Genomic DNA, 10835 nt, shown 5'->3' with positions numbered 1-10835 from the left:
CCTCGGTCAGCCACCTGTTTGACGGCTTCAATTTTAAATTCTTCGGTGTAGCGTGAGTTGCTCATTGGACCTCCTGGGTGCCTCGATTATAAGGCCTGGAGGTGTCTACGAAACTAGGGGCGATTCAGTCGTCGTCCCTTTCAAACTGCTCTACCAAGCGCTTTTCAGTCTCCAATTGTTCTTTCAAATAGTCTTGGTAAAGTACGCTAGTCCCTCTTCTGTACCCATAAACATCATCAAGCATAGATCGTTCTACTTCGTCACTGACGTAGATAACCGCGCCGAACTCTCCGTAAGTAGCGTTATCACCTCGCGCCGCTACCATATCGCTAAAGTCATGCCCCCCACCTTCGGATATCTGCATGGTTCGGCCTGCGTTAAAGGTTGCCCACTCAATCTCCTCCGGCACGCCGAATGTCAAGCGGCCCAGGCATTCTTGGCGCGGCTCGTCTGCAGTGGCTAGTCCAACGGGCAGGGCAAGGCAGCAGCCCAAGAGCTTCAGTATTGTTTTCATAATTTGCGGTTTGAGGTGTATGGACTCATCGTCTGCTCTCGGCCTCATCATACAAAGCCTGCATGCCAGGCAACGGCCGGAAGCTTCTCATCATGTTGAGTACGTCTTCTTCGGCTTGCTCTATGGGTGGCGGTGGTTGGTCGTTGGCGAAGGTTTGTTGTTTGAACAACAGCGTCGGCGTGTACTTGCCAGCCACAGCGCCGGCATTCAACACATATTGAGTATGGGACGTGAGCTGGTCGCTCTCGGGGTTGATGGCTTGGAATGCTCGGCCCGCGAAGGTACCACGCGTACTGCCGATATCGATCCGACGCGGCCCAAGGTCCGTGATATTCAATGCATTTGGAAAAGGATTGCCCATTAAACGTTTGGTGAGCATAGGCAAAAGCTCTAGCGCGTCCCCAACTGAATTGCTGAGCTTTAGATTGTTCAGCACATAAGGTGTGCCTTCTGAATGCCACGAGAAGTAGGCATCGTATTTTTCTGAGCCGCTGTCGGCAATGAATCCAAAAGGCAGACAGACGCCCGGCTCCTGCGGTATCTCGAATTCTGCGCGCGGGCGAAAGCGCGCTAACAGGTCGCGGGCCAGAGGCTCTAACGCATCAAAATTACTTTCATACTCGCCGTTTTTCGGGCCAAACTCGAAGTGGTAAATCCGATTGTTGCGCCATAGCAGTGCCACCATTTTGTCCGGGTGCCAGGCCCCAGCAGCGTCAGGTATTCCTAGATCAAAAGCGCGTTCATGCTCATAACGCTCATCAGTGGGCAGTGCAGCTATTTGCCTCTCATAATCTGCGAGTTGAGCCTCTAATTCTTCTGTTGGTCGACCCTTGCTTTTATCAAAATCGATAAATATTTTAAACCTTGTTATGTCAGAGATCATGTCGCTGTATCGCTCGTTCTCTGCGTCCAAATTCATGAGATCTTCGATATACTGTTCTCTATCATCCTTTTCGGGGTCGAATCTCTCTCTTCTCTCATTTACTCTGTTTCTTAATACCCGCATTTGAGCTTTTGTTTTGTTGGGCATCTCAACACCTACGGCATTGTCGAATGCTGCTCGCGTTGTTTCGGGGCTGATACGTATGCGGACAAGTTTGTAAACTCCGCTCACGGGCTCGGTGCCATAGTCCATATAGCGGCCAAACCAAGGATCGTCAGTCACATAGGAAACTGAGTTGTCGAAAGGCATGCGCAAGTGCCAGACCGTATGAGGCGGCATATCAAACTGAGAGCGGCCCAGGCACTCAGTGCGCCAGCCCTCTGGTGTTTGATAGTCATTGGTGGCGAACACACTCGACGCGCAAAGCGCGAGATAAATGGCTGAGACGAGAGCTAGATTCGTCGCGCCGTTTAGTCTTTTGGTGATGCTGGGCATTGGTCGGGCTCTTCCATGTTGAGCGAGTATTGATAAGGATGATTCGGCAAACCCGGTCGTGTCGTTCCGGCAGCAACTTTAACTTCATTGCAAGGCAGAAAATGGACGCTGACTACCCCCAGAGCGTCATAGGGTGCCACTTCAACCTCAACTCTATGGTGAGTGTATTTTTTACTGTGCTCCGCCATACGCTCATTCCAGGCATCAGTAAACATCTTTTCTGGCCAAGAGCCATAAGCTAGCGGATCCGGATCTTTCTCCCACTCCACCACCACCGTCAGACCCGGTTGCCAGGTGACCGGCAACGTGACACAGCAGTTTTGTTTTCCTCCGCCCTGGTGAGGCCCCACATTCGGACCGCCATTGCCATTCACACTAAATCGGTTAATTGCATCAGAGGTATGGCTATACCCCTCAATCGGCGCGCCCAGATGCCTTACTCCCGACCCGCTGTTTTGTGCAGAGCAGGCATTGAGCATTAGCAGGGCGCTGGAGATGAAGGCGGCAGCTATGAGTCGGGTTGCTAGAGAGTTGGGGGAGTAGGGCATGATTCATCCTTGATGACTGGCCTTCTACGTTCAGGCCAGCCGATAGCGTGATGGCCTAATTCTCCCTGATCTCAATGGTTTCGCTAAGTGCTTTCCAGCGCGGAAGCACGTTTTCTGGTGGCGGTGTGAACTCGGTCAGGTCATCGGTGCCTTTGGGGAAGGTAAATACTTGCACCGCGATCAGGGGGCTTAGCAAGCCGCCGGTTTTGGCCAGGCCAAACCAGCCGCGTTCCTGCTCGCCTGAGCCGGGAATAGGGTCTAACCGCCAGCCATCCATGCCTGCCAGGTGAGGGCCAATATAGGTTGGCTCCACAAAGCGCCTGAACGTCCATTTTTGGGCGTCAAACCCAGGGCGGTAATCGGTATCGTAGGTGCCTGTTTTCGGGTGTGTATCCCACGGGTCGTGGGCAGAGGCGGTGACTAGGCTAAAAACCACGTTGGGGGTCGCGGTAAAGCGCAGGCTGTTTTTGACGGAGTAGTGCGCATCGCCATCATCGGCAATAAAGCCGTAAGGAATGCAGACACCGCTTTCATCAGGTACTTCGTAGAGCTCACGAGGCCTGAAGCGCGACATCATATCGAGCATGGCTTCCTTGCCTTGGCCCTGGGCGTAGGCTTCGCTCATAAAAAAAGCGTAAACACGGTTATCTCGATAAATATAGGCTTCGTCGGGGGCAGAAGCAGATCCGACAAAGTAGGCATCAGGGATGCCGAGGTCGTGAGTGGTTGGTAGGGCCAGCGCTATCCTCGTTTTAAGGCTATCCATTTGAGCGATCTGTTCGTCAATATCTGCAGCTGGATAATTTCCAAGCTCAAGTTGCTTCAGTATGCTTTTGTCGGTTTCTAGGTCTTTCCTCAACTGGTCTTGATATAATATGCTACTGCCTCTTCTATACCCATAAACATCATCAAGCATAGATCTATCTACTTCATCACTGACGTAGATAACCGCGCCGAACTCACCGTAAGTAGCGTTATCACCTCGTGCAGCCACCATATCGCTAAAGTCATGCCCGCCACCTTGGGATATCTGCATCGTTCGGTCTGCGTTAAAAGTTGCCCATTCAATTTCTTCCGGGGCGTCGAAAGTGAAACGACCTAAACACTCTTGGCGCTGTGCAGCTGAGACGTCCAGAGCTGAGATTGTTAATAGCGCAAAACTAATGAACCTAAGTTTTAACTTCATGGGGGCTAACTCCTCTAGGCTTGATTGGTCTTTTCGCTATTTACGTCGAGCCATAAAGGCTGTTCTGGTTCCGTTAAAGTCGCGACCGCTTTCAAGTTTAGGCCTGAATCGTTATTCTCACCGCGAGTCCACTCGGAGGGTAGTTGGCACATAAAACCCTTTATAATTTTTGGCTTTGGATATACGGGAGGTGTGTTTTCTCCGAGAGATCGCCAGAAACGCTTCTCATATGGCATAGGGTAAGCTAAAAGACCACCTTTTCTAAGCTCATTTGCGTCACGATAAGACCAAGTAGGCCAAACTGACGCAGCTAACTTATTCTTATTTTGGTTCGTATGGTCCAATGTCTCAGCCTGTACTTGGCTTTGGTTTCTAGGAATAAAGACAAATGACTTTTCATATTCCCTCGTGTTTTCAGTTGAAATTTTCTGAATCGCTTTCCAAGTACTTTCGGCTGCAGGCGTATTCCAGCATCCGATCAATTCAGTGGCAGGTTGGATTTTTGAGTTACCGGTCAAGCTCAACCCAAAATGCTTTCTCCACAAGCTAGCTCGAAACTCATATATAGCTTTCCCCACTTGAGATTGAGTGACGCCATCCAATGCAAGCGTAACTGGGGTACTGTCCCTTACGACTACGGCTAGTTCAGAGTCTCTAGAGCCTAGCAAACTGCGATCATTTATATTGGCGCTGCCGAGAATGGCTACTCGGTCGTCAGCTATCAGCAGCTTGCTATGGACATAAATCTGTTCTGTCACAACCTTACCTGAGAGTTCACCCCATGTACGTAGGTTCAAAAGGGTGAGGTATTTGCTCCAATCTTGTTGCTCAAATAGAGGGCGGTTGGTTCTTGGATCAATATTATTGATACGCTCGGCAGCCTCTTCAGGGCTGTCTCCTCGGTCAATAAACGCACGCAACGCCATGTGGCGTTGAATATTCTTGATTAGACTGTTCTCGCCAAATACCAGACTCTGCATGGTTAGGTGGATTTGGTGCATGATGTTGGGCGTATTGAGCGTTCCCTCAGGATGTACAGGCAATACCATATATACATGGAAAGGGTTTCCCTCATCTATTGCCTTGCTTATTCGCGAAGCGAGGGAGCTACCTACTGTATTAATTATGTGATCCTGCGGTGTGCTCAAGAAGTCTGTGACCCAACCTTGGGCATTCACACCGAGCATGGCGAACATTTGCTCTAGGAAGTGGTTACTTTCTTCATCTGCATTACGAGCGATTGCATCTATTTCAGGCCAATCAAGCTGCCATACGTCCTTCGCTTCCAGTGCTTCAACCAACCGAACCCGCGCCACAAAATCTTGGCGTAGCGTTCGAGGGTCACGCAGGCTTGCCATAGGACCTGATAAAGGCAGGGATGCAAAGCGTTCGCCATCTGCGCCAAAATCGCTCTGAAAAAACTGGTTCTCGATATAAATGAAGTGTTGTGCGCTGGAGATGGCTTGCAGCATTGCGTCCTTGCAGTTGGACTGCACACCGCTGCTTGTAAAGTCTGGCATAGCGGGCAAGTGTACATTCGCTTGCAGCCGTCCCCTTTGCTCTTGTTGTTGCATGTTGTTAGCTGCGCTACGTAGCACTTGAACGCTCATTCCCTTGGGTATGGTTTCAGGATAGACAGGTAGTCGCGTTTGCTCGTTTATCCATACTGGCGGTGCATGCTGAAAGTCGAGCTGGATCAGATCGTTGGCATCAAGAAAGTGGTGAAGATGTGCCATACGCAGCAATTGATTGATCCAGGTCGCAATGGTATCTAAAGCCTTTTTTACTAGAGTGGTATTTTGAAAAGGTGGGCTATTAGCCAAGTAAGCCTGCTGGCTGTTCCAGCGATCAATAAAGTTCCGAGACAAATCGTAAACCGATGGGCCTTCTATGCGGCAATGCACGTCCTGCCATGGCATGCGGGGTTGATCTGGAGCAAGGCAGCTATTGTCTGCAGAGGCGAGCGACTGAGGATATTCGAGCAGGTAAGGAAACGCCTCTTCGTTGCTCGCAGCCTGTGTTTGCAAAAGATTATGCAAATGCCAAAAAACGGTGGTGGCAAGTTCTGAAACGGGTTGTATTGCGTGTTCAGGTATTGTGTTGTAACCACCGTTAAAGAGAGCCGCGAAGGTTCTACCAATACCTGTTTCATAGGACCATTTGGCGATTAGGTAGCTGCTTTTTACGCGCAATGATTCAGTTATGTTGCCCTGAACAACCTGTAACTGGCTTAGCCAGCGCTGAATCTCTTGACGCAGTTGGGGGGCAATCTCAAAGTCATTGAGGCTGGATTCTATGAGTTTGGCTATAGAGCGAATGTTGTGCTCTAAAACTTTATATTTAATCTCAGTAATTGCATCGCTTAATCCCGCGGCAGCGTCTTGGATTCTGTCTACGCCGTCTACTATTGACTGCAATACCGGGCTGCGAGGGCTGGAAAAAAAATCTATGACATAGTTAAAGCTATTTATAACTTCAGCTCGGCTGGGAGTCGGGCCTCCGAGAGACGCTTTTGACAAATCCAGCAAAGCCGCCATGATTAGCCCGTTGCGGCTTACATGATCTTCTATTTCCATCCAGCCAAGCTGCGGAATGCACGGATTGCGAGCATCGTTTCCTTTGCGGGTGGTCGCATCTAAGCTGAAATTGTTGTCGTCTCTTCTTCCGTATGCCAAGTCAATACCGCCGACATAGCCAACACGGTTATCGATGACAACGCTTTTCTGGTGGTGCGAAAAAGCTACGCCCAAGCCTCCCATGTCACTCTGCTGAGTAGCAGGGACGCAGAACGCTCGTGGACCATTTTGCAGGCCAGCGTTGAGTTGAAATATAGCTAGCATGGTATCCACGTCAAAAGTTCCCAGGCTCCCCGATGGGCTAAGCCAAGGAGCGACATAGGCACGTAGCTGAGGTTTTCTGGTGAGCGCTTGATGTAAGCATTGCCAAAGTGTCCGCTGGCCGTCTAGCAGAACGTCATAATTTATCTGCCAGCCAGTGATGAAAATTGTTTCATTCGCTTCATCAATGGCTGCTGCCACGTCTTTGAAATAGTCGTCGCCAGTAGTAAAAAACCGTACGTTATTCCCACTGCGTTTTGGCGCAAAAGCAGACTCACTAGTGAGGAAGTAGTCCGGTGTGGAATACGCTGTATAGGCTTGTCCTTCGGCGCTATTGACCTGATTTACCTGTTTGGCTCGTATGCCGTTGTAAGCGCTGGTATCTGTCATTGCCTATCAATCCTTTGATTTTAAATGGGAATAGACGTCGGTCTGCCAACCGCTGTCCTGTTTGCTGCGCTCTAGCACAAGAGTGTTAACCGCACCTTGCCCGCTGTGTGGAAGGTCACAATAATCGAGCGCAGCCAACGCGATAGGCTCTGAGTCCCAGTTTTCATTTTCCACGTGAAGACTTAAAGCTACTCGCTGGCCGGGGTAGCACAGCCAGAGATTCTTTGGGTTGCTGCAATATGCTTGTGAAACCTGCTTTTGTTGTTCAGCATCCAGCAATACTTTGCCTTGCTCATCGGTTTTGCCTTCAAGCAACAGCGTGGTTTGTCCTATTACTAGTTGCCACGGTGTTTGTGCTAACGGAAACCCGTCTTCGCCCGGGACATCCATGAGCCTGATATTAAAAACGTATTCACGTGGTTCTTCGCTATTGTTTCGCTGAACCGGGTTTGGTCTGGCGAGGTCGAGCAGGCTGCCGGCCTTATCACTATCGGCCAAACCGGGTAGCACCGGTAGCTGAATACCCAGCCCTGAACCGCTCCCCGGCGCGCCGCCTGAGTTGATTTTGAGCGTCGGGCCACCCAGGCTGATGCCGCTGGGGTCGAGTTTCAGGAAGCTGCCGCCACCTTTGGCGGTGAGCTCCATGCCGGCGTCGATTACCACTTTGGCACCGGCGTAGTAGTGGATCTGGTTACCGGCTTCGGTCAGTTGAGCGGTGCCCAGTTTGGTGTGCGCGGTTTGGCCAACCTGTAGGTGGTCGCTGGCTTTGACCTCGGTCTTGCGCTCACTGTGGGTGGTGCGGTGTTCTTCGGCCTTGAACTCGCTGTAGCTGTTGGCCTCGACGGTGTCGTGGCGTTCGTTGCCGACGCGCACCGTCTGGTCGTGCTCGATGTTTTCGTCCCAGTCTTTCTGCGCGTGCAGGTAGATCTGTTCTTCGCCCTTTTTGTCCTCGATGCGCAGTTCGTTGTAACCGCCGCCACCGGGGCTGCTGAGGGTTTTGAATACGCTGCGGGTTTTGTGCGCCGGTAGCTCGTAGGGGACTTCGTGTTCTTTGTGGTACAGGCAGCCGGTGACCAGCGGTTGGTCGGGGTCGCCTTCCAGGAAGGTGATGAGCACTTCCATGCCGACTCGGGGAATGGCAACGCCGCCGTAGCGGTCGCCGGCCCAGCTGGAGGCGACGCGCAGCCAGCAGCTGGTTTTGTCATCAGCCTGGCCTTCACGATCCCAGTGGAACTGCACTTTGATGCGGCCGTACTGGTCGCAGTGAATCTCTTCGCCCTGCGGGCCGGTGACCACGGCGCTTTGGCTGCCCAGTACTTTGGGTTTGATGTGGTTGAGCTGCGGACGCCAGATGATCTGCCAGGGCGTGGCTTTGAAGTGGTTGCGGTAGCCCTGGGTGAAGCCGTCTTCGGTTTTGACGTCGCTGGTGACGCCTTCTTCCAGCACTTGCGGCTGTTTGCCTTCGTGGTGGATTTCAGTCAGCAGCCAGAGGTCGTTCCAGTCGGCGCGGGCGTGACCACTGAGCGGCATGAAGTGGCCGCTGCGCAGTTGTGGCTGATCGCTCAGGCCGTCGGCCAGTTGCTGTTCGGCGCGGTGGCGTTCGAGGTTGATCTGGCTGAGTTGTTTGCCACGTTCGCGGTCGGTGAAGCGGCCGGGGTAGTCGTAGTCTTCCAGGTCGGGCTCGGGGGCCTTTTGTTGATCCTGTTCGGGATCTGCTGGCGTTTTGTACGCTGCTTCCATCAGCAGGCGCGGCTTTTCAAAGTCGTAGTCGCGGCGGGTGACGCGGCTGGGGCGGGTTTCTATCCGCAGGCCGAAGCGTTTGACCACGGGCTCATCCGCGACCATGCCGGTGCCCTGGCTGTACCCGATCTGCGCAAGCTCCGGGAAGGTGGTCTGGTCGTCACCAAAGACGATGACGTGGCCTTGGCGGCTGTGTTCAAAGTGGTAGTGCAGGCCTTCTTCTTCGCACAGGCGCTGGATGAAGTGCAGGTCGGTTTCGTCGTACTGGGTGCAGTAGATACGTTCAGGGTAGATGGCGTTGAGTTGAAAACGGTAGGCGTCGCCCTGAATGCCATGTTCTTCCAGCAGGCGGCTGATGATGTCTTGCACGGTAAGGTGCTGGAAGATGCGTTGATTGGTTCTGTGCGCCAGATAGCTGAGCTGGGGGCGCAGGCAGAGGTGATACCGGGTCAGGCGTTTGCCGGCTTCGCCCTGGGCGAGGCGGTCGATAAAGCCGTGGATACCGGCACCCTGGCCCATGTCGAGATAGGCGGTGTGGTGCAGCAGTGAGCCCAGGTCGATATCGGGCTGTTCGCTGATCAGTTCCAGCTCAAAGGCAAACGGCTGGTTGAGGGCCTCTTTACCGGTAAAGGCCAATACCTTGAAATCGTGGTCGACGCCATCGATCTGCAGGGTAAAGGCGGCTTCATTAGCGAGACTGAACATAGGCTTTCTCCTTGTGCCTTAGGTCGGCTGCGTTGATCTTTAAACGCTGCATGCGGTAGAGCAGGGTGCGACGGGGCAAGCCCAGCTCGCTGGCGGCAATGGTCTGGTTGCCTTGGTTTTTGCGCAGGCAATCGAGCAGCAAATTACGCTCGACCTGTTCCAGGCGTTCGCGTAACGAGCGGCTGGCAAGCGGTTGTGCGCTGTCGGGCAGGCTGAAATGTTCGGGCAACAGGACGTTGCCGTCACAGAGCAGCAGTGCGCGGGCGATCAAGCCTTTGAGTTCACGCACGTTGCCGGGGAAGTGATAGCCGGCCAGGTGCTCGAGTGCTTCCTCTGACCAGCGACAGGGATCGCGCTGTAAAAAGTGACAGGCTTCTTCGGCAAAGCGGGTGGCCAGCAACTGAATATCATTGCCGCGCTCACGCAGGGGCGGCATCTCGATCGGGAAGTGGCCGAGGCGGTAGAACAGGTCTTCACGGAACTGGCCCTTGTCGACCAGGGTGCGCAGATCGTGATGGCTGGCGGCGATGATGCGTACATCCACTTTGTGCGTCTGGTTGCTGCCCAGCGGTCGCAGTTCCCCTTCCTGTAATACGCGCAGCAATTTGGCTTGCAGGCTGAGCGGCATGTCGCCTATTTCATCCAGAAACAGGGTGCCGTTGTTGGCGGCGTCAAACAGACCCAGGCGATCCTGCGTGGCGCCGGTAAAGGCGCCTTTGGTGTAGCCAAAGAGTTCGCTTTCCAGCAGGGCTTCGGGCAGGGCGCTGCAGTTCTGCGCGATAAAGGGTTGGGTGCGGCGCAGGCCGTAGTCGTGAATGGCGCGCGCGACCAGCTCTTTGCCGGTGCCGGTCTCGCCGGCAACCATGACGCTGACGGGGTTGTGCAATACCTTGCTGATGAGGCGATAGACCCGCTGCATGACGGGGCTCTCGCCGATCAGGCCGTAGCCGCGCTCGTGACTGATTTTACTTTCTTCACTCATGGGGGCGATGGCTGGCTCTGCATCCAGGCGCTGCAGCAGTTGCAGTTGGCACATGGCAAAGTCGCCGAGCAAACGCAGCGAGTCGGCGTAGGCATCGAGCTCTTCGGCATCCCGTTGGGCGATCAGCAGCAGGCCGCCCAGATGATTATCACGGTCGTGCAATGGCAGGCAAAGCAGGCTGCGCCAGCTGCGGTCGGTCTCGGGCAGAAAGGGCGTGGCGTACAGGCTGCTGTCGAGCGCATTGACGTGCAGTACCTGGTTTTGAAACAGGCAGTACTGCAGCAATTGCTGATCTTTATAGTCGCTCGGCAGGGCAGATTCGCCCCTGACCAACGGCTCACCGTCAAGCCACTCGGCGCACAGGGTGAGCTCGGTTTGGGTCTTGTCGAGCAGGTAGAGCTGTGCCAGTGGGCAATGGCTCAGGTCAGCCGCGGCCGCGACCAACTGTTGCTGCAAGGCACGGCTATTGCTGCTGGCCGCCAGCGTACTGAACCGAGTCAGTAATGACTCGGCATAGACCAGCGGCTGCGCCAGCTGGTCGAACAGGCTGGGGAG

Annotated in this window: 7 protein-coding genes; all 7 read right to left on the bottom strand. The window is 53.6% G+C overall.

Annotated features, from left to right (window positions below):
- Positions 1-124: 124 nt before the first annotated feature.
- From EF096_RS17070 to EF096_RS17040, 7 genes are read right to left on the bottom strand one after another with little or no spacing between them, the layout of a single operon-like run.
- The gene (locus EF096_RS17070) at positions 125-514 is read right to left on the bottom strand and encodes a hypothetical protein (RefSeq protein WP_123891007.1); all 390 of its coding nucleotides are present in this window, start codon (positions 512-514) and stop codon (positions 125-127) included.
- A gap of 25 nt (positions 515-539) precedes the next feature.
- Positions 540-1892: a T6SS immunity protein Tli4 family protein gene (locus EF096_RS17065; RefSeq protein WP_123891006.1), complete on the bottom strand. Its 1353-nt coding sequence runs from the start codon at positions 1890-1892 to the stop codon at positions 540-542.
- On the bottom strand, positions 1868-2440 hold the full coding sequence (locus EF096_RS17060; protein WP_372237929.1) for a DUF3304 domain-containing protein: 573 nt from the start codon (positions 2438-2440) through the stop codon (positions 1868-1870). Before EF096_RS17060 ends, EF096_RS17065 begins: the two co-directional genes overlap by 25 nt.
- A 55-nt stretch (positions 2441-2495) precedes the next feature.
- On the bottom strand, positions 2496-3626 hold the full coding sequence (locus EF096_RS20660; protein ID WP_235869781.1) for a T6SS immunity protein Tli4 family protein: 1131 nt from the start codon (positions 3624-3626) through the stop codon (positions 2496-2498).
- A 14-nt stretch (positions 3627-3640) separates the two neighbouring features.
- Positions 3641-6853, bottom strand: coding sequence for a phospholipase D-like domain-containing protein (locus EF096_RS17050; protein WP_218565785.1), 3213 nt, complete (start codon positions 6851-6853; stop codon positions 3641-3643).
- 6 nt (positions 6854-6859) lie between these two features.
- Positions 6860-9298, bottom strand: a complete 2439-nt coding sequence (locus EF096_RS17045; protein WP_123891005.1) for a type VI secretion system Vgr family protein — start codon at positions 9296-9298, stop codon at positions 6860-6862.
- Positions 9282-10826, bottom strand: a complete 1545-nt coding sequence (locus EF096_RS17040) for a sigma-54 interaction domain-containing protein (RefSeq protein ID WP_123891008.1) — start codon at positions 10824-10826, stop codon at positions 9282-9284. The genes EF096_RS17045 and EF096_RS17040 overlap by 17 nt, the downstream gene beginning before the upstream one ends.
- Between the last annotated feature and the right edge of the window lie 9 nt (positions 10827-10835).

The organism is Pseudomonas neustonica (genome assembly GCF_003797945.1).
Lineage (GTDB): Bacteria > Pseudomonadota > Gammaproteobacteria > Pseudomonadales > Pseudomonadaceae > Halopseudomonas > Halopseudomonas neustonica.
The sequence above is the reverse complement of the archived record's forward strand: the minus strand, read 5'-3'. Positions and strand labels throughout refer to the sequence as shown.

Excerpts from the sequence above, each read along its gene's own strand:
- EF096_RS17050 (WP_218565785.1), bottom strand. The coding sequence starts at position 6,853 with ATGACAGATACCAGCGCTTACAACGGCATACGAGCCAAACAGGTAAAT.
- EF096_RS17070 (WP_123891007.1), bottom strand. The coding sequence starts at position 514 with ATGAAAACAATACTGAAGCTCTTGGGCTGCTGCCTTGCCCTGCCCGTT.
- EF096_RS17045 (WP_123891005.1), bottom strand. The coding sequence starts at position 9,298 with ATGTTCAGTCTCGCTAATGAAGCCGCCTTTACCCTGCAGATCGATGGC.
- EF096_RS17060 (WP_372237929.1), bottom strand. The coding sequence starts at position 2,440 with ATGCCCTACTCCCCCAACTCTCTAGCAACCCGACTCATAGCTGCCGCC.
- EF096_RS20660 (WP_235869781.1), bottom strand. The coding sequence starts at position 3,626 with ATGAAGTTAAAACTTAGGTTCATTAGTTTTGCGCTATTAACAATCTCA.
- EF096_RS17065 (WP_123891006.1), bottom strand. The coding sequence starts at position 1,892 with ATGCCCAGCATCACCAAAAGACTAAACGGCGCGACGAATCTAGCTCTC.